The 19,146-nt window shown below is 39.3% G+C and carries 18 protein-coding genes and 1 pseudogene; 3 read left to right on the plus strand and 16 right to left on the minus strand.

Translation table 11 applies throughout. The annotated features are described in order from the left end of the window. Positions 1–3 precede the first annotated feature (3 nt). The 4 genes from ACU5DF_RS18345 to ftnA form a co-directional block, all read right to left on the minus strand. The gene (locus tag ACU5DF_RS18345) at positions 4–2,490 is read right to left on the minus strand and encodes a bifunctional diguanylate cyclase/phosphodiesterase (RefSeq protein WP_446713809.1); all 2,487 of its coding nucleotides are present in this window, start codon (positions 2,488–2,490) and stop codon (positions 4–6) included. A gap of 123 nt (positions 2,491–2,613) precedes the next feature. Next, on the minus strand, positions 2,614–3,798 hold the full coding sequence (locus tag ACU5DF_RS18350; RefSeq protein ID WP_446713810.1) for a BaiN/RdsA family NAD(P)/FAD-dependent oxidoreductase: 1,185 nt from the start codon (positions 3,796–3,798) through the stop codon (positions 2,614–2,616). A gap of 49 nt (positions 3,799–3,847) precedes the next feature. Beyond that, on the minus strand, positions 3,848–4,186 hold the full coding sequence (uspB, locus tag ACU5DF_RS18355; RefSeq protein ID WP_045100907.1) for a universal stress protein UspB: 339 nt from the start codon (positions 4,184–4,186) through the stop codon (positions 3,848–3,850). Between the two features lie 93 nt (positions 4,187–4,279). Next, complete coding sequence (ftnA, locus tag ACU5DF_RS18360; protein WP_045100906.1) at positions 4,280–4,807, minus strand: non-heme ferritin; 528 nt, start codon at positions 4,805–4,807, stop codon at positions 4,280–4,282. Between the two features lie 182 nt (positions 4,808–4,989). On the opposite strand from ftnA, the gene ACU5DF_RS18365 reads away from it, so the two are divergent. After that, a complete protein-coding gene (locus tag ACU5DF_RS18365) occupies positions 4,990–5,418 on the plus strand; it encodes a universal stress protein (protein ID WP_045100905.1) in 429 nt (142 codons plus the stop codon). 16 nt (positions 5,419–5,434) lie between these two features. On the opposite strand, the gene ACU5DF_RS18370 is transcribed toward ACU5DF_RS18365, so the two are convergent. Next, positions 5,435–6,211: a class I SAM-dependent methyltransferase gene (locus ACU5DF_RS18370; RefSeq protein WP_446713811.1), complete on the minus strand. Its 777-nt coding sequence runs from the start codon at positions 6,209–6,211 to the stop codon at positions 5,435–5,437. Positions 6,212–6,363: 152 nt separating this feature from the next. Here ACU5DF_RS18370 and asnC point away from each other — a divergent pair, with 152 nt between their 5' ends. Next, entirely contained in the window at positions 6,364–6,825 is a 462-nt protein-coding gene (asnC, locus tag ACU5DF_RS18375; protein WP_045100903.1) for a transcriptional regulator AsnC, read from the plus strand. Between the two features lie 253 nt (positions 6,826–7,078). On the opposite strand, the gene hemN is transcribed toward asnC, so the two are convergent. The 5 genes and pseudogenes from hemN to ACU5DF_RS18400 form a co-directional block, all read right to left on the minus strand. Next, positions 7,079–8,452, minus strand: a complete 1,374-nt coding sequence (gene hemN, locus ACU5DF_RS18380) for an oxygen-independent coproporphyrinogen III oxidase (protein WP_446713812.1) — start codon at positions 8,450–8,452, stop codon at positions 7,079–7,081. Between the two features lie 107 nt (positions 8,453–8,559). Next, a complete protein-coding gene (locus ACU5DF_RS18385; protein ID WP_446713813.1) occupies positions 8,560–9,051 on the minus strand; it encodes a DUF2489 domain-containing protein in 492 nt (163 codons plus the stop codon). A gap of 2 nt (positions 9,052–9,053) precedes the next feature. Then, positions 9,054–9,608: a Der GTPase-activating protein YihI gene (yihI, locus tag ACU5DF_RS18390; RefSeq protein ID WP_446713814.1), complete on the minus strand. Its 555-nt coding sequence runs from the start codon at positions 9,606–9,608 to the stop codon at positions 9,054–9,056. Continuing rightward, entirely contained in the window at positions 9,608–10,249 is a 642-nt protein-coding gene (locus ACU5DF_RS18395; RefSeq protein ID WP_446714274.1) for a class I SAM-dependent methyltransferase, read from the minus strand. Before ACU5DF_RS18395 ends, yihI begins: the two co-directional genes overlap by 1 nt. Before the next feature lie 155 nt (positions 10,250–10,404). Further along, positions 10,405–11,023 (minus strand): annotated as a pseudogene (locus tag ACU5DF_RS18400) (c-type cytochrome). Positions 11,024–11,306: 283 nt separating this feature from the next. On the opposite strand from ACU5DF_RS18400, the gene yihA reads away from it, so the two are divergent. After that, the gene (gene yihA, locus ACU5DF_RS18405; protein WP_045100897.1) at positions 11,307–11,954 is read left to right on the plus strand and encodes a ribosome biogenesis GTP-binding protein YihA/YsxC; all 648 of its coding nucleotides are present in this window, start codon (positions 11,307–11,309) and stop codon (positions 11,952–11,954) included. Between the two features lie 404 nt (positions 11,955–12,358). On the opposite strand, the gene spfP is transcribed toward yihA, so the two are convergent. The 6 genes from spfP to recQ form a co-directional block, all read right to left on the minus strand. Continuing rightward, the gene (gene spfP, locus ACU5DF_RS18410) at positions 12,359–12,406 is read right to left on the minus strand and encodes a small protein SpfP (protein ID WP_438616993.1); all 48 of its coding nucleotides are present in this window, start codon (positions 12,404–12,406) and stop codon (positions 12,359–12,361) included. A 236-nt stretch (positions 12,407–12,642) separates the two neighbouring features. Then, a complete protein-coding gene (gene polA, locus ACU5DF_RS18415) occupies positions 12,643–14,016 on the minus strand; it encodes a DNA polymerase I (RefSeq protein ID WP_446713815.1) in 1,374 nt (457 codons plus the stop codon). After that, the gene (locus ACU5DF_RS18420; protein WP_446713816.1) at positions 13,997–15,448 is read right to left on the minus strand and encodes a 5'-3' exonuclease H3TH domain-containing protein; all 1,452 of its coding nucleotides are present in this window, start codon (positions 15,446–15,448) and stop codon (positions 13,997–13,999) included. The genes polA and ACU5DF_RS18420 overlap by 20 nt, the downstream gene beginning before the upstream one ends. Positions 15,449–16,153: 705 nt before the next feature. After that, complete coding sequence (locus ACU5DF_RS18425; RefSeq protein WP_045100895.1) at positions 16,154–16,819, minus strand: 7-cyano-7-deazaguanine/7-aminomethyl-7-deazaguanine transporter; 666 nt, start codon at positions 16,817–16,819, stop codon at positions 16,154–16,156. Between the two features lie 138 nt (positions 16,820–16,957). Continuing rightward, the gene (locus ACU5DF_RS18430; protein ID WP_045100894.1) at positions 16,958–17,248 is read right to left on the minus strand and encodes a DUF3630 family protein; all 291 of its coding nucleotides are present in this window, start codon (positions 17,246–17,248) and stop codon (positions 16,958–16,960) included. A gap of 3 nt (positions 17,249–17,251) precedes the next feature. After that, positions 17,252–19,087: an ATP-dependent DNA helicase RecQ gene (gene recQ, locus ACU5DF_RS18435; protein WP_446713817.1), complete on the minus strand. Its 1,836-nt coding sequence runs from the start codon at positions 19,085–19,087 to the stop codon at positions 17,252–17,254. Positions 19,088–19,146 lie beyond the last annotated feature (59 nt).

A 19,146-nucleotide genomic window follows, 5' to 3' on the forward strand; every position in this document is an offset into this window, starting at 1 on the left:
TCATTAAGGCAATAATGATTTTGGAGCACCTAAAAAGTAGCCTTGCAGATAATCTACACCCATATCTTCAACAATGTCACATACCTCTTTGTTATGCACAAATTCAGCAACAACCTTAGCGTCTAGTGCATGACAAAGCTGCACCATTTGTTGAGAGATAAGACGTTGGCGTCGATCTTGATGAACATTCTTAATAATAGAACCATCAAGCTTAATCACTTGAGGCTCAAGTTTCATTATTTCATCAATATTTGAATAACCAGATCCAAAGTCATCAATAATAATACGCGCACCAAGACGTTTAAAATGGTTACATATTTCTATCATGCGGCCATAGTCTTTAATCTGCTCTGTTTCTAGCACTTCAAAACCAACGCGTAGTGGGTTATCTAAACGAATAATTGAAGATTCTAATAACTCTAAAGTTCTCTCACTCATTAAATCTTGAGGCGATAGATTTATCGAGAAATTTAAATCATTGGTTTGCATTATCTCAAATGAACGAGCAATCATAGCTCGACTCAATCGAGTGTAAAGGTGCGTACCTTCAACTGCAGGTAGAAATAGACCAGGAGCAAAGACTTGGTCATCTTCACAAATACGCATAAGACATTCAGTTGATGCAATATTATGTGTTTTGGCCTCAAAAATAGGCTGTCCATACACCAACACTCCTTTTTGAGAAATAGCACGGTTCACACACGTTAACCAATCTAACTGATTTTGGCGTGAACGATCTTCATCCAATAAGTCGCGGGCATTACATAGATGACGATTTCGACGCATCGCAATCCGACGAGCTTCAACCGTTTTTAAAATTAAATCTTCAACGGCAATATTAGTAAAATCACGACGACTGATTAACCCACCAGACATTGCAACGCTAAGGTAATCGACATCACCTAGTCCGTAAGGCTCAAAATTTTCATGCTCTAAATCTTCAATAAAATCGATAATATATTTACGTAAGACATTGCTTTTTTTGTCACTATTGAAAACTACACCCCACTCTGCAATTCCAATACTATAAAGCTCAATATCAGTACAAAGCGCGCTACCTAAATACTCATGTAAATAAAGACTAAGGTCTTGCAATAATTTATCGCCGACTTGATAACCATATTTATCATTAACCTGACTTAAGTTAGTTAACTTAAATGAAAGGAGGTGATCCATTTGTGATATATGATTCAGACGCTCTTTAAGTACCGTTCGGTTCAATAAACCCGTTCTTCGATCAGTGCGATAAGTTTGAATTAAACGCATTGATTGCTCACTAATCTTCTGCTCCATTTCTAACGTCATGGTATCCAAGTCATGGATAGAGTTTTTAATTAATGAAAACAACGGTGTCAAATTGTGTGAACGAGGTGTATGGGAAAAATGATTATCAATAATGACATCTTGAGACTCGCTCAACGCTAAATAGGTCAAACTATGGTGTAGAATTTGTTGATTGTGAGCTCGATGGAATTCACCCATTCCATACATGCCTTGGCAGACCCCAATATCTGAAAATGTTTTCAGTTCTGTAGATTCTAAACTGCTTTCAATTCTCGATTCACAATTATAAATAAAAATAGATTCAGGCTGCTTTTTAGCTAATTTCATTGCTCCTTGATTCACCTGCTCTTGAGTTAACGAAGGATGACAATAAGATAGCCTAACTTCATCTCCCATAGGTATATCACTAGCAAAGCATAAATAGCCTTCGGCCGTTATCGATTCAACCGTATTAATAATACGAGCTGTATTTTCTTGCAACATTAATGGAAACGCTTGAATTTGCTGTAAAGAAAGAGGGTTACTATCTGCAAGATACTTACAATAAAACTCATACGCTGGAATATGATCAATACTTTTTATTATGTTACCTTCAGAAGAAGTGACTCGAAACCGCTTCCCTATTGGATTCCATTCAATAAAAGCATCATTCCAAACTTGCAAATATTCACTGTGAAGAGCAACAGCGACAAAATGTTCTTGGTAAAATTGACCATTTAAAAAGACCCAAGTACCTTCTCCAGCATTTGCGGATACTCCACCAGAAACAGGGATTACATAAGGGTTTTCCGAAAAAGCATCAAACAATTGATAATTACTAGCAGAGCCAGAACAACTAAAAGCGATACAGCTTTTTGTTATTTGATTAATAGATAGCTTTCTTAATAATTGATGCCCAACATCTTGCTCTTTTTCTGAATGAAAAACGACGGCTGAAGTTAGTTTAGTATCATCAAAAAATGAAATTGAGACAACGGTAGATTGACTGATAATAAAAGCATTAATACTTGCATGAATAGTACAAAGTCCAATTACTTCGACATTCGGTAATAAGCCTTTTAAGATAGAATAATACGCCGCAACCTCTTCCTTTGTTTGCGACGAAAACAACTGGACTAAACATGAAGATCCCGGAATTATCGATAGTGAATCGCATTCTTCTTGTAATTGAGCAATATCTTGAACACTAAACGAAATGGTTTTCATGGTTTATCTAGTCCTTAGTATTAATCTACATTTACAGTATACCATGCACAGAAAAGGAACTATAGGTACGCTTCACTTTATAGAATGAAATAACCATAGATTATAGTTTAAACAATAAACTAACTATGCATTTATTCCTGCAACGTACCCACTTGACCATGCCCATTGGAAGTTATAGCCACCTAACCAACCACTCACATCTATTACTTCACCAATAAAATACAGACCCGATATTTTTTTTGACTCCATCGTTTTTGATGACAGCTCATCGGTATCTACCCCACCGAGTGTCACCTCAGCCGTACGATAGCCTTCTGTGCCGTTTGGTAATATGCTCCACTGATGGATCAAAGCGCAAAGTTGCTCTTTCTCTTTATGATTGACTTGCTTTAAAGATCGCTCTTGAAAAACGGTATTATTTAACAAGGTTTCAACCACTCGTTTTGGTAATAGCGTCGCTAAGGCGTTCTTAACACTTTGATTTGGATGCGCTTCATTCATTTTATCGAATTCTTCAGACAAAGTGGCATTAGGTAACAGATCTATCATTACTTTTTGACCTGCGTTCCAATAAGATGAAATTTGTAGAATAGAGGGCCCGGATAAACCGCGATGTGTAAACAGTAAATTCTCTTTAAAGCTTTCACCACTTTCTGAGATAACTACGACAGGAATAGCAATACCTGATAGATCAGAGAACGCTTCTTTATCTTCTTTATGAAGTGTAAATGGCACTAAACCCGCAGAAGTTGGAACTACAGATAAACCAAATTGTTCAGCCAATTGGTAACCAAATGGGGTTGCTCCTAATTTAGGCATCGACAAACCACCAGTTGCTACAACCAAAGACTCACATTCAATAATATCGCTATCTAGCTTCAATCTAAAACCAGAATTCAGTTTTTCAATATCACTAATTTCACAGCGATATCGGTAATTAACACCCGCTAATTCACACTCTTTTAATAGCATATCGACAATTTCTTTCGCTGAATCAATACAAAATAACTGCCCGTGATCGCGCTCTTCAAACTCAATCTCATACTTATAAATTAGTGAGATAAAGTCCCAGTTGGTATATTGCGATAACGCTGATTTAACAAAATGTGAATTTTTGCAAACATAGTTATTAGCAGTGACATCGTAGTTAGTAAAGTTACAACGACCACCACCTGAAATGAGGATTTTTCTGCCTGGCTTTTTGGCATGATCGACAACCAATACACTACGCCCTCGCTTACCGGCTTCTGCTGCACACATCAATCCTGCAGCACCTGCACCAATAACCACTACGTCTACTTTTTTCATGTCACTCTCACCCCAAATTCAATTGGCAAGGAGTGTACTATTATCAGCGCTAGATGCCCAAATTAATTACCAAGAAAAACACAGCAACACTTACAAGCAATAATGCACTAGAGAGCATAAATAGATAACGGGCTTTTTCACATTTAAACACAAAAAGGGTGTCATGATGATCAAGGTATTCTTCTTGCCATAAGTATTGAAATAACTTGGTTTGTTTACCAATATTGCCGTGAGTAGTAAAGAAGCCTCGTCCATCAATTTGCTGATACAACAGAGGGTGTGCTTCTCGCATCACAAAAAGAAGAGTTTTTAAGGTACTTAAATAACGAATAATGTTAATACCCGTTACGGTAAATAGTGCTAATAATATAAGGTCGCCACTTATCATAATCACCTCTGACATACTTGTCTGTGTGCTTAATAAGTAACGACCCTTACGTATTACATTAAATGTATACCGCTACATTGCAAAGATTGATACTTATCCAGCAGTGCTATCCATAATAGATGTAGAGCCTGATGTTGCTAAAACAGCTAAATCTTTATCAATAAAGAATAGTGCTTTACCGTCTTCACCTACTAAATCAATTTTATCTAAAATACCTTTGAATAATTTCTCTTCTTCATGTTGCTCAGCCACATACCACTGAAGGAAATTAAAGGTTGAGTAATCTTGTGAAGTAAACGCCACATGTGCAAGTTTATTGATCTCTTGTGTGATCATTTGTTCATGTTCCAACGTGGTACGAAATACATCACCCAAACCAGAAAACTCTGATTGTGGCGCTTCGATTGCACCTAAGATTGGAACTGAACCTGTCTCACTTACATAAGTAAATAAACGCTGCATGTGCTCCATCTCTTCGGTTGCATGAGCACGGAAAAATGATGCAGCACCATCAAAACCTTTATCTTCACACCAAGCACTCATCTGTAAGTATAGATTAGATGAGAAAAATTCTAGGTTAATTTGTGCATTTAGATGATCGACCATCGTTTTAGCTAACATATATATGTTCCTTTATGAGCAATAATTATTATAAATTACAACAACTCTATCATATATCGCCCTTTAATTACTTATTCAATCCTATGAATAAGAACGAGATCTAAGCAACAAAAAAGTGGTAGTTCTAGTGCTAATCTATAAGAAGTTAAAAAATTCAATATTGAGTTTATAGGAGAAATATCATGAGCTATCAACATATTCTTGTCGCTGTCGATTTAACAGAAGAGAGTAAAGCATTAGTTTCTAAAGCGGCGGGTCTAGCTAAAGCATTAGAAGCAAAAGTTTCTTTTATTCACATCGATGTAAGCTATGCAGAGCTTTATACTGGTTTAATTGATATCAACCTTGCAGAGACTCAACATCAAGCGATGGAAGCCTCTAAAGAAGCCATGCAGCACTTAGTTGAATTTGCCAATTATCCAATTCACAAAACCTTAGTAAGTAGTGGTGATTTAAGTAATGAATTATGCGAGGCTATTGATGATCTTGATGTTGACCTTGTTGTTTGTGGCCATCACCAAGATTTCTGGAGTAAATTACTGTCATCAACAAGACAAGTGATCAACACCTGTCCAATCGATGTATTAGTGGTCCCGTTTAAGGACGAGTAATCCTTAACTATGAGAGTTACATCGCGGCATTAACATAGACATCAAAACGATTCTTTTTAGTTTCTATCGCCATTGATGGTTTTTGGTTATCAAGCCATTCTGCGTAATCTGGACGTTTTACCACAACACGTTTCTTTGCCATGATTAATGCCGGTGCTAGCAATGCATCGGCATCGTTATCTGCGCCAACTAAAGATTGAAACACTCGCATCTCTTTTTTTACTAATGCACTTTTCTTTTTATTTTCTGGATGTGGGTACATTGGATCAAGATAAACCACATCAGGCTGCTCAAAACTGGCTTGTGCCATTAACTGCTCTAACGCATCATGGCTTGAAGCGTGAAGCAGAGACATACGATCTGATACCCAAGAGCCAATTTCTGTATCTTGCTTTGCGCGCGCTAACCCATCATCAAGTAAAGCCGCAACCACCGGGTGACGCTCTACCATTTGAACTTTACATCCCAATGATGCCAATACAAAGGCATCACGTCCTAGTCCAGCTGTACCATCAAGAACGACGGGTATTGCTCCTTTGTTTAGCCCCACCGCTTTAGCGATAGATTGCCCTTTACCGCCACCAAATTTACGGCGATGAGCAACAGCACCTGAAACCAAATCAACAAAGATTGCGCCTAGTTTAGGCTCATCACGCTTATGAAGTTCCAATTGCTCTGTGGTTAATACCAAAGCAAAAACATTATCTTGGTCATGCGTTAATCCCCAGCGAGTGGCAATAGCCTCTAACTCAGGTTGACGATTTGGGTCTTCACACAATAACGCTATTTGCACAGGGCACTCCAACGGCTTAATCAATTAGGAACAGCAAGCGCCTATGGTAATGGATATTAATAAAAACGACTAGATAAAGTGCTCGCTGTCTTGAGTATCTTAAGGTAATTTACTGCTTGGATTATATAAATACCCTATGCTAAGGATGCATCATGAATCAATCTAATAAACTCGACGATCTCGACCGTGATATTTTACAAGCCCTCATGAATGATGCTCGCACTCCTTACGCTGAGTTAGCAAAACGCTTCAATGTCAGTCCTGCAACCATTCATGTTCGTATCGAAAAAATGAAAGCTGCCGACATTATTGAAGGTACTGAGGTGATAGTGAATCCTAAAACCTTGGGTTATGACGTCTGCTGTTTTATTGGAATTAACCTATACGCAGCCCGTGATTATCATTCAGCATTAGCTAAATTAGATGCGTTAGAGGAAGTGGTTGAGGCGTATTACACCACAGGCGCTTACAATATATTCGTTAAGTTAATGTGTAAGAGTATTCAAGAGCTACAGCATGTGTTGATTGATAAGTTACAGGCGATTGAGGAAGTGCAGTCGACTGAGACGCTGATTTCGTTGCAGAACCCGATCAGTAGGAATGTGAAGCCTTAAGAACTATACGCTACGCTAACTAGAACGCTTCGCTCTAGAAACTATAAGATCAAAAGCACTAACGATGTAATAAATGCGATTCACATCAATCATACTCGCTCTTATAGCCTCTAGTTAGCGCAGCGTATAGTTTCTATCTTCCAAAAAAACCGCAGATGCATAACACCTACGGTTTCAAATTTTCAAAACAAGTCACAGTGCTCTTACTCGCCCCTCGAAGGACGAAGTCCGCACTCGCTTCTCGTCCCTGCCCTTAGATAACTCTCGAAAACTGCTGCTGACGCGCACGATCTCGTAGATATTTATCAAAACACATACAGATATTACGGATCAATAAACGACCGCGCAACTCAACATCAATACGACCTTCATGCATAGTTACTAACTCATCGTTAATAAATGTTTGCAGCAATTTAATGTCTTCAGCGAAGTACTTATCAAAATCTAAATTAAATTCCGTTTCAATCGCTTTAGTATCTAGTGTGAAATTACAGATAAGTTGTTTAATCACTTCACGACGAATTAAATCATCTTGGTCAAGCGCAACACCACGCCACAGAGCATGACGTTTTTCGTCAACCTGTGCGTAGTATTCTTTTAAGTCTTTTTTGTTCTGTGCGTAGCTGTCGCCAATCATAGAGATAGCTGACACGCCCATTCCTAACAAGTCACACTCACCTTGAGTGGTGTAACCTTGGAAGTTACGGTGAAGAATGCCTTCACGCTGTGCAACTGCTAACTCATCATCAGGTAGAGCAAAGTGATCCATACCAATAAATTGATAGCCTGCGCCAGTCAATGTTTCGATGGTTTCTTGTAGCATGATTAACTTTTCAGCGGGTGCTGGTAAGTCAGCATCTTTGATTTTACGTTGTGCGGCAAACAGCGTTGGCATGTGTGCATAGTTAAATACAGACAAACGACCCGGTTCCATTTCTAGTACGCGCTTGATCGTTAATGCTAAAGATTTTGCTGATTGCTTTGGTAAGCCGTAAATCAAATCAAGATTTGTTGAGCGGAAACCTAAGTCTTTTGCTCGTTGTACCATAGAGATAATAAAATCTTCGTCTTGATCGCGGTTAACCAAAAGCTGAACTTCTTTATTGAAATCTTGTACACCAATACTTAAACGGTTGAAGCCTTCATCACGTAGATGATCAAGCATATCCAATTCAATTTCACGTGGGTCAACTTCAATGCTGATCTCTGCGCCTTCTTCAAAGTTAAACTCACCACGTAACAAATTCATTAAGCGAGTGAACTGAATTTTAGTCAGGAAGGTTGGAGTACCGCCACCAAAATGCAGTTGCGTTACTTTGCGTTCAGTAAACAGTGCTGCGCGCTGACGGATTTCTAGCTCTAATGAATCTAAATAGATATCCGCTTTATGGTGATGGCGAGTGATAACTTTATTACAGCCACAGAAGTAACATAGCTTGTGACAAAATGGGATATGAATATAAAGAGACAATGGGCGCTCAGGGTACTGAGTACACGCCATATCGAATTCAGCAGGAGTATAAGCTTCGTGGAACTCTAAAGCAGTTGGGTAAGAGGTGTAACGTGGGCCTGAGTAGTTATACTTCTCAATGATCTCTTGATCCCATACGATTTGTTGATTTGACATGACTTACTTCCATCTCTTTATATCTAAATTGACACGACTCTCTGCATCATAAAGCATCTGCCTTATAAAGCCGATGACTTCAATGCTGCGATAATAAGAAGTGTCGATCAGATCATTTTAATATCAATACTTTGATTCAGTGGTTTGATGCGAACTTGCAATTGTTGGATCTCTTCTTTAATTGCATCTTGTAGACGAGCTTCTGCTTTAGTGCGAACTAAATTATCTTTCATTCGGTCTTGCTTCGCGAGTTCTTGTCTTGCATCACCGCGCGGCATGTCTTTGACTACATGATATAGCTCAGATAGCGCAGGGTAATCTTGCTCAACATCAATACGGTCATCTTCTTGTAGATAATCCATGATGCAATATAAACGAATCGCTAACTCAGAGTGATCACAACGCTCTTGCATTCCTGCTTGGCAAAGCAGTACCACATTCTCAAAAATATTGGCGTTACGTTTTTGTATCGCCAATTTTCTGTGTTGTTCTTGCAGTTCCTTCTGCTTTTTTAACTTCATCAGTAAGCTGCCAGCATAACTAGCTAACGCAAGAATAATTGCACCGCCAAGCAGTGCCAACAGGGTTACTGTAGACATAATTATTTAAAATCATCCATGTTAAAGTCGTCAAATTCCGCTAGCAGATCATCATCGCTTTTTGCTTTACGCTCTGCAAATTCAGGGAATTCAGCAATCTCTTCTTCTGATTCAACTTCTTCGTCATCTAATAAGCCTAAACGACCCATTAAGTGTTCGATACGTGCCAATTTCTCATCCACGTATTTCTGAAGACCAGTACCTAGGTTTTCACCATTATCGATACGATCTAGAAGAACCATTAGCTGTGCATCATTTTCTAACATCGCAAGCTCTTGCTCGTTAGTTAGGCGACGCTCTTGCTTGCTTGATTTTACTTTCGCTTCAACAACAAGCTGAATTGGTTTTTTACTGCCAATACGAGGATCTTTTTTCTGTGCGAAACGACGATTTTGTTCAGCGTTACTTTCAGCATTACGAGCGCCGGATTTTAGACCTTTACGCTTTCTTTTACGCTTAATTTCACGGCTATCTACATCACGATCAGTACGGTTACGTGTAACAACAACTGGCTCACTCGCCATTCCTGGAGTACGGGCTTTTTTAGTACGGCTCATTACTGGGTTTTCCTCAGTAAGATGACATCATTTCCAACAAACTGTAGCTCAAGTTGATAGCGCGTTGCTATAAACTCAAATGTTTTTTTGCTGAAAAAGCTGACATGGGTTAAATCATTCTTGTAATGCCAAGTGGCAAACGCGCTTTCGTCCCTGGCTAGTTTCGTCATGATACCTAACCAACCACCAGGTTTCACCAAGCCCAATAACAATTCCAATTCGTTTTGAGGTTGATAAAAATGCTCAATCGCTTCTGTACAACTGACGAAGTCATACTGCGTATTCAACACGCTCTTATCTGGGGCGTAATAGATATCATAGAGTTCGATATGGTGACCTGCTTCTCTCATCATATGAGCAAGCAGTGGTCCAGGGCCACATCCAAAGTCTAGTCCTTGTTGAGGTGTCTCTCCAACACGCAGCAACAGCGGCTCAGAAAATCGAGATAAGAAGGTTCGGTATCCTTCATCTTCAAGATTATTTTTATGGCAATCATAGTGCGCTTTTTCTGCTTTTGCATCGAAACGATCTGCCTCATCCACATAAATAAGATAGCAGTGCTGACAGCGATAATAGCGTCTATGCTTATCTTGGTGGAATTTATCAGCATGTAAATGCTGACACAAAGGGCAAGGCTGCATCATAAGCTCACTACTGCTCCCTGAAAATTCTAGGGGCGGAAGTATACCCGATACTGGTGCAAAGATAATCGTTTTAACGCCTTTTTCATAAAAAAAAGCAGCTACGAGAGCTGCTTCTTCAAATTTGGTCTTAATTATCGAGGTTACACTAACAATTAATGCAGGCCACCAACGTATTTAGACAAGGTTGCAATATCTTCATCTGTCAGCTTCTTCGCAATATCACGCATCATGGCATTCATGTCATTTGAACGATCGCCAGAACGAAATTTTTCTAACTGCGCTTTTACGTAATCAGAATGCTGACCAGATATTTTAGGGAAGCCTGACAGTGATGTACCATTACCTCGAGGGCCATGACACGCAACACACGCCGTAATTCCACGTTCCATATCACCCGCTAAGTATAATGCTTTGCCTGCAGGAATCGATTCCTCTGGAGTGGTATTGTCCGCCATTGGTAAAGAGGCATAATAAGCCGCTATATCTTTAGCTCCTTGTTCATCAACACCCATTGCCATTGCACCCATAACAGGATCCATACGGCCTTGCTTTCCTTGAGTTAGCATGCCCAATTTAAATTCATTGATTTGCTTTTCAAGATAACCTGCGTGTTGACCTGCTAGGTTTGGGTATTGGGTCAAGGTACTGTTACCTTCTTGACCATGACACGCCGTACATGTTACAGATTTTTGCTTTCCAGCTTCGATATCTCCTTGAGCCCATGTTGAGCAACTAGCTAGGAGAGTTAATATCAAGCGCTAATTTTTTCATGACATTCCATTTATTATTATCGTTCCCTCACAATGAGTTACCCTTTTTACCAAGGTTTATTTACACTGTGTTGGATATTAAGCTTCCAGTACCGCTCTAAATTGGCTACAGCATGGTACAATGAGCGACCTTTACCGTTTTTAAGTTTACCAACTAAAAAATAAGTTGTGACATCCTTAATGCGGTTATTTTACACATTTTCACAAAAAAGTAATCAGCTGACTACAATAATCCTACTTGGATCATTATCTACAGCTTGGTTTCAGTCGAGACGGAGTTAACAGTGAGCAAAATCATTCACTACCAAAAGACGCACTTCATTACCAGTGCACCAGATATTCGCCATCTACCTGAGGATGAAGGTATTGAAGTTGCCTTCGCTGGCCGTTCAAATGCCGGTAAGTCGAGCGCATTAAACCGCTTAACAAACCAAAAAGGCTTAGCAAAAACCTCTAAAACTCCGGGTCGTACTCAGCTTATTAACTTATTTAAAGTTGATGAGAACTGTCACATTGTGGATTTACCAGGATATGGCTTTGCTCAAGTTCCTATTGAGATGAAAAAGAAATGGCAGAAGTCTTTAGGTGAGTACCTACAGAAACGTCAAAGCTTAAAAGGCTTAGTGGTATTGATGGATATTCGTCATCCACTTAAAGATATTGACCAACAGCTTGTGTTCTGGGCAGTTGACCAAAATATCCCAGTACAAATCTTATTAACTAAAGCAGATAAACTGAAAAGTGGTGCTCGTAAAGCACAAGTACTTAAAGTACGTGAAGCTGCGGTAGATTTTGGTGGTGAAGTTGTTGTTGATGCGTTCTCTTCATCAAAAGGATTCGGTGTTGATATACTTCGTGCCAAGCTAGACACATGGTTTGCACCGGCTTTTGAAATCGATGATGAATTCATTGAAGGTCTAGATGCTGAATAAACAGCATATATAGATACAGCCTGTGACAAAAAATAACCCCACCTTAACTGGTTGGGGAAATGGGAGAGATAAAGAGGTGTTATTGTTTTTCTGCCGCGCATCATGCAACAATCTTTCCTTTGAAACAAATCCCAATAAAGTTCAAATCATCTTTTAAATTAACAACGTCCTTCAAAGCTACAAACTCACCTTAAAATAGCTCAAGAAAACAAATCTAATCATTTAAAAACAGTCAGTTAAGATAATTATGTAAATTAATTATCAATAAAACAACTTGTTGTAAAATTACAGGTAGTGAAAAATAAGAAGAAATAAAAAATGCGGAAAAAATCGGAGAATTAAGTTTTTAAAAGGCCAGAAAGAAAAAACGCCCCAGTCAAAAAGGTTGACTGAGGCGGCTGAATTTAGCCAAATCCAATAACGTGAAACAAAAGGTCTGAAAGATAGAACATCTTTACCTCTGTACCCTACGCAGATAAATGTACAACAAACGAACAGTTTTGAAAACCTTTTTTTGTAATTTTTTTTCAGTTTCGTTCATAAAAGCACAACAAACATCTGACATAGCTCACTTTATTTTAGATAAAAAAAAGCCAACGCGTGCGCTGGCTCATAGTTTTAATGAAGCGTGTAACTAAATTACAATTTAATCAGTTACATCAACACGACAATATTCATCTTCGTGTATTTAATGAGCTTCATCCCAGTTATTACCAAAATCACTATCTGCAATAAGTGGTACATCTAGCTCTACCGCTCCTTCCATTAGTGCTGTAATTTGTTTGGTCACTTCTTCTAATACATCTTCTTTAACTTCAAATACCAATTCATCGTGTACTTGCATAAGTAGATTAACTTGAGCATTACCTTCCGCTTCTATCCAGTCATCGACTAAGATCATCGCTTTCTTGATAATGTCTGCGGCTGTGCCTTGCATTGGCGCATTAATCGCCGCACGTTCTGCTGCTTTACGACGTATAGCATTACGAGCATTGATTTCAGGTAAATGCAGACGACGCCCATATAGAGTTTCCACATAACCTTGCTCAGTTGCTAGTAGTCGAGTTTCTTCCATGTATTGCATTACACCAGGGTAACGCTCAAAATACACATTCATGTAATCTTGTGCTTCACCACGAGAGATACCAATTTGCTTCGCAAGACCAAATGCACTCATGCCATAGATCAAACCAAAGTTGATGGCCTTAGCACGGCGACGATCTTCAGAGGTCACCTCTTCTATCGATACGCCCTTCACTTCTGCAGCGGTTGCTGAGTGAATGTCTTTACCTGCCGAGAACGCTTCTAATAACGCTTTATCTTGAGATAAGTGCGCCATGATACGCAATTCAATTTGAGAATAATCGACTGCTAGGATTTTCCAACCATGGGGAGCAACAAACGCTTGGCGAATACGACGACCTTCTTCATTACGAATTGGAATATTTTGTAAATTTGGATCGGTCGATGATAAACGTCCTGTCGCTGTCACCGCTTGATGGTAAGAGGTATGCACACGACCCGTTGATGGATTAATCATCTTTGGAAGTTTATCGGTATAAGTGGATTTTAACTTAGCTAAGCCACGGTACTCTAAAATCAGCTTAGGAAGTTCATACTCTAACGCCAACTCTTGCAGCACTTCTTCATTAGTTGATGCTGCTCCTGACGGTGTCTTCTTAATAACTGGCAATTCCATTTTTTCAAATAGAATAACTTGAAGCTGCTTTGGTGAATTCATATTGAATTCTTGTCCTGCTACTTCATACGCTGCTTTTTCTAATTCATCTAAACGCTGGCCAATTTCAAGTGATTGTGCAGAAAGCAGCATGTCATCAATATACACACCCTTTCTTTCCATACGAGAAAGTACTGAAACAAGTGGTAATTCAATATCAGTAAATACCGATTTTAATTTCTCATCCGCTTCTAGCTTAGCGTTCAATACATGGTGTAGTCGTAATGTGATGTCTGCATCTTCAGCGGCGTAAGGTGCAGCTTGCTCTAAAGCGATTTGGTTAAACGTAAGTTGTTTTTTACCTTTACCCGCAATTCTCTTCAAATGAAATCGTATTATGCTGTAAGTAACGCAGTGCTAAGCTATCCATATTGTGTTTACCAGCAACGCTGTTATACACATAAGATTCAAGCATGGTATCAAACTTAATACCTTTCATCTCGATATCGTAACGAGCTAATACACTTGCATCGTATTTTAAGTTTTGGCCCACTTTTGCTTTATTATCGTTTTCTAAATACGGCTTTAGTTGCTCTAGAACCCAATCACGATCAAGCTGTTCTGGTGCATCAAGGTAATCATGAGCAACAGGAACATACGCGGCTTCACCTTCTTCAATAGAAAACGACAAACCAATCAAGTTAGCGACCATGTAATCTAGGCTGTCAGTTTCAGTATCAAAAGCAGCAACTTCTACGCTGTTTAACTTTTCTAACCATGATAAGAAAGCTTCTTTGGTTAAAATAGTCTCGTACTTTGAGCGATCAACTTGAGCAGCAACAATGACTTCTTCTTCAGTCTCATCATTACTATCTGATGATGCACCTGCTATTCGATTTGCTGATGTTTCATGTGAAACGATCTTACCGTCACTGCCATCTAGCATTTCAGTTAGCCAACGTTTAAAGTTCATTTGACCAAACATTTGAACTAACTCATCAACATTTGGTTCTTGTTTTACAAGCTCTTCAGGTCGCTGTTCTAATTCAACATCAAGTTTAATGGTCGCAAGTTCATAAGAAAGGTAAGCGCCTTCTCTATTCTCTTCTAGTTTTTTCGCCATGCCTTTTGAGCCACGGAAACCTAATGGCGCAATATCATCAAGGTTGGCATAAAGCGCATCTAAACCACCAACACCTTGTAATAGTGCTCTTGCTGTTTTGTCACCAATACCAGGGACACCCGGAATGTTATCTGAGGTATCACCCATCAGTGCAAGATAATCAATAATCAGCTCTGGTGGAACGCCGAATTTCTCTTCAACACCTTCAGGTCCCATGATCACATTTGTCATGGTATTTATTAGAGTCACGTTCTCATCAACAAGCTGCGCCATATCTTTATCACCGGTACTAATCAGTACTGGAATGCCTGCTTTTGAGGCTTGCGATGCTAATGTACCAATCACATCATCGGCTTCTACCCCTGAAATAGAGATCAATGGTAAGCCCATCGCTTTGATCAGTTTGTGTAGAGGTTCAATCTGGCAACGTAAATCATCCGGCATTGGTGGACGATTCGCTTTGTACTCTGGGTACATGTCATTACGAAAGGTTTTTCCTTTTGCATCAAAGATCACTGCTATACGATCTGTTTCAAATTGTTTTAAAAGACTACGCAGCATATTAATTACGCCATACACTGCACCTGTTGGTTGGCCATCGCCATTAGTAAAATTAGGAGCGGCGTGGTATGCACGGAAAAGATACGAAGAGCCATCCACTAGAATGAATGGATTATCAGGAATTCTTGCCATAGTCTGTCTTACCCAGAGGTTATGTAATCAATAACTTTCATTTTATACCCAAGCCACATGAAAAATGCTGCTCTTAATTCTTTTTTCTTCTTTTATTGATGAATAATAACCTCATCCACAACCACTCCCATCTGTGGATAACTCTGTTTGTAATTATTTTCCGCTTAATTAATAACTATTTTATCAATGCGAAAAATGCCTATTTAAAACTAAAAAATCAAAAGCTTAGGTTAAATAAAACGATCAACAAAGAGATCCTTATTTGATCATGCTTTGTGGACAATAATATTAACTCCCCCTTTTCTGTCCAAAAGTACGCCATTTAAACAAGTGTAATTTATAAAAACATTTACTTTTATCTTAAAAAAAAAGCAAAAAAAAGCGGCGTCTTCTAAAAGAAGCGCCGCTCAGCAAAAAGAGAGCAATGATACCGTTAACTTAGAAACGTTCATCACTGCTCATGTAGCTGATGTACACTGGAAGCAATGTGAGCAATGTCGTGCCTTCCTGAAATAGTGCGGGGTAAACCGTTTGTGCGTTATTCCCTGAAGACAAGTTAATAATAACCATTCTCATTTGAAATGCAACAATTAAATGAGAATAACTCTCACTTAATTAATAAATCATAAATATTTCAATACGATAACAATAAAAAAGGCCAGCACATGGCTGACCTTAGTCTAGTATTTTTCTTTAACACTACAGCTAAGAAGTCGATGTCGCCAATTGATGCCCTTCTGAAGTTAACTTACGAATTAAGTAATTCAGTAGTACACCATATATAGGAACAAACAAACCTAGACTAATAACCAGCTTAACGCCGTAATCCACAAGAGCAATCTCTGTCCAATGCTCTGCCATAAACGCATCAGGGCTTTGGTAAAAGGCAATGGCAAAGAACGCTAAGGTGTCTATTGCATTACCAAATAAGGTTGAGCATGTTGGCGCTATCCACCACTGTTTTAGCTGACGAAGACGATTAAACACATGAACATCTAATATCTGTCCAAGTAAATAAGCCATAAAGCTTGCGATCGCAATGCGTGCAACAAATAAGTTAAACTCACCAAGTTGTGAGAATCCTTGGTACTGCCCTTCAAAAAAGACAACTGATAAAAAGTAAGAAACAGCTAATGCTGGTAGCATAACAAAGAAGATGATGCTTCTTGCCATCTTGGCACCAAAGATCCGAACGGTTAAATCTGTTGCTAAGAAAATGAATGGGAAGGTAAATGCACCCCACGTGGTATGTAGCCCAAACAAAGTGAATGGGATCTGAACCAAATAGTTACTTGATGCAATAATTACAAGGTGGAACACTACAAGGAAGGATAAAGCGTTGCGCTTTTGCGCGGGCGTAAATGTACTCATATAAGTACCTTTTTGTCATTGGGGGCGAGGGAACCCAAATTAAACACAAAGCTAAAATCATCGTTTATTTACGTAATGACTCTAGCCAATTTTCAGGGCGGTGATTATACATTAACCGCTTTTGATCACAAGAGCTGCTTAAAACAAACCTGCAATAAACGCCAACTCTTCTTGATGCTCGGTACGAGCCAATGCTTCAAGCCATACCGAATTCGAATAATGCTCAGCACGTAACATAAATTGCGCGCCTTCAAAATCAACTAACCAAGAATGCAGATCGGCATCCATCTGTTGTTCTACTATCGTGGCATCCATGGCAGTAACTAATTGCTTACCAATCACTTCAAATGAATCAAAATGAAACTCAGGCACCGCAAAAATAATCCGACCTGCTTCTTTATCAAACTCAACCACTGAAAATAAACTCATGACTTATCCTTGTCCGGTAATGTGCATTTCAATTAAATCCAAGAATGGATCGGCGTATTTTTCTAGTTTCTTTTGCCCGACTCCATTAACAGCAAGCATTTCACCATAAGAAGTTGGAGTAATGTCAGCCATATCCATTAATGTTGCATCACTGAAGACGACATAAGGCGGTAGGTCATCACGGTCAGCTATCGATTTACGCAATTTTCGTAACTTGGCAAATAACTGCTTATCATAATGACGATTATTCAACTTTTCAGACTTCGCTGTTTTCGCTGCGGTATCAAGTCGTGGAACCGCAAGCTCTAATGCTTCTTGCCCTTTTAAGATCGGGCGAGCTTCTTCAGTTAATTGCAGCGTCGAGTTTCGAGTGATGTTTTGCGCCAACAATCCTTTGTGGATCAGTTGTCGAATAATACTGACCCAGTACTCATGGCTGTGCTCTTTACCAATGCCATAAGTCGATAATTTGTCATGGCCATGTTCTCGAATTCGTGCAATTTTCAAGCCTCGTAGGACTTCGACGACATAACCGACACCGAAACCTTGATTTACTCGATAAACACATGACAAGGCTTTTTGTGCCGCTTCTGTGCCATCAAATTGCTTTGGAGGATCTAAACAAACATCGCAGTTACCACACGGTTTAGGACTGTATTCACCAAAGTAATTTAATAGGACTTGGCGGCGACACGTTTGTGCTTCTGCAAAGGCAGTCATGGCATTGAGCTTGTGGCTTTCAACTAATTTTTGTGGCCCTTCTGGCTTCTCTTCTACCAGTTTTCTTAACCATACAATATCAGCAGGATCGTATAACATCACCGCTTCAGCAGGTAGGCCATCGCGCCCTGCTCGACCAGTCTCTTGATAATAAGATTCTATGTTCTTGGGAATATCAAAGTGCGCTACAAAACGTACGTTAGATTTGTTGATCCCCATACCAAACGCCACCGTGGCTACAACAATTTGAATATCATCACGCTGAAAAGCTTCTTGCACATAATTACGCTCATCCAAATCCAAACCGGCGTGATAAGACGCGGCTCGAATGTGGTTATTGCAGAGCTTTTCAGTCAGCATTTCTACTTTCTTACGACTACCACAATAAATCACACCACACTGGTTTTTCTGCGTTGCAAGATAACGCACAATTTGGCTCACAGGTTTGTGTTTCTCTAACACGGTATAGCGGATATTGGGGCGGTCAAAGCTGCCCAAGTATTCGTGAGGTTCAACCAAAGAGAGACGATTTAGAATATCTTTACGAGTCGCTTCATCAGCAGTCGCTGTGAGTGCCATAATAGGAACAGCTGGAAAACGTTGTTTAATCTGACCAAGTGAAGCGTATTCTGGACGGAAATCATGGCCCCATTGCGAAATACAATGTGCTTCATCTACCGCTATCATGCATAAATTTAAGGACGCTAGTCGATCCATAAAATCGCGCATCATCACACGCTCTGGTGACACATACAGCATTTTAACTTGACCAGAATTGACTCGATTCCAAATCGACATTTGAACATCACGATCAATAGTCGAGTTTAAACACTCAGCCTGTACTCCGTCCGCCTTTAATTGATCAACCTGGTCTTTCATTAATGAGATTAAAGGAGAAATAACTAAGGTTAATCCATCAAATACCAAAGCTGGGATTTGATAACACAGTGATTTACCACCACCGGTTGGCATAATAACTAAGCTATCTTTACCATCAAGAACAGAGTTAATGACTTCTTCTTGTCCAACACGAAATTCTTGGTAGCCAAACACGTCTTTTAAAACAGTGTAGCTTTGTGATACCTGTTCCATTGGCTGCTCTGCGATAATGCTGGACATAAAAAACTCATCAATACTATGGGAGGCTCATTCTACCTATGGTTATTGGTGAGGAAAAG

The sequence above is a fragment of the Aliivibrio wodanis genome (assembly GCF_052920805.1).

Excerpts from the sequence above, each read along its gene's own strand:
- ACU5DF_RS18345 (WP_446713809.1), bottom strand. The coding sequence starts at position 2,490 with ATGAAAACCATTTCGTTTAGTGTTCAAGATATTGCTCAATTACAAGAA.
- ACU5DF_RS18350 (WP_446713810.1), bottom strand. The coding sequence starts at position 3,798 with ATGAAAAAAGTAGACGTAGTGGTTATTGGTGCAGGTGCTGCAGGATTG.
- uspB (WP_045100907.1), bottom strand. The coding sequence starts at position 4,186 with ATGATAAGTGGCGACCTTATATTATTAGCACTATTTACCGTAACGGGT.
- ftnA (WP_045100906.1), bottom strand. The coding sequence starts at position 4,807 with ATGTTAGCTAAAACGATGGTCGATCATCTAAATGCACAAATTAACCTA.
- ACU5DF_RS18365 (WP_045100905.1), top strand. The coding sequence starts at position 4,990 with ATGAGCTATCAACATATTCTTGTCGCTGTCGATTTAACAGAAGAGAGT.
- asnC (WP_045100903.1), top strand. The coding sequence starts at position 6,364 with ATGAATCAATCTAATAAACTCGACGATCTCGACCGTGATATTTTACAA.
- hemN (WP_446713812.1), bottom strand. The coding sequence starts at position 8,452 with ATGTCAAATCAACAAATCGTATGGGATCAAGAGATCATTGAGAAGTAT.
- ACU5DF_RS18385 (WP_446713813.1), bottom strand. The coding sequence starts at position 9,051 with ATGTCTACAGTAACCCTGTTGGCACTGCTTGGCGGTGCAATTATTCTT.
- yihI (WP_446713814.1), bottom strand. The coding sequence starts at position 9,608 with ATGAGCCGTACTAAAAAAGCCCGTACTCCAGGAATGGCGAGTGAGCCA.
- ACU5DF_RS18395 (WP_446714274.1), bottom strand. The coding sequence starts at position 10,249 with ATGCAGCCTTGCCCTTTGTGTCAGCATTTACATGCTGATAAATTCCAC.
- ACU5DF_RS18420 (WP_446713816.1), bottom strand. The coding sequence starts at position 15,448 with ATGGCAAGAATTCCTGATAATCCATTCATTCTAGTGGATGGCTCTTCG.
- ACU5DF_RS18425 (WP_045100895.1), bottom strand. The coding sequence starts at position 16,819 with ATGAGTACATTTACGCCCGCGCAAAAGCGCAACGCTTTATCCTTCCTT.
- ACU5DF_RS18430 (WP_045100894.1), bottom strand. The coding sequence starts at position 17,248 with ATGAGTTTATTTTCAGTGGTTGAGTTTGATAAAGAAGCAGGTCGGATT.
- recQ (WP_446713817.1), bottom strand. The coding sequence starts at position 19,087 with ATGTCCAGCATTATCGCAGAGCAGCCAATGGAACAGGTATCACAAAGC.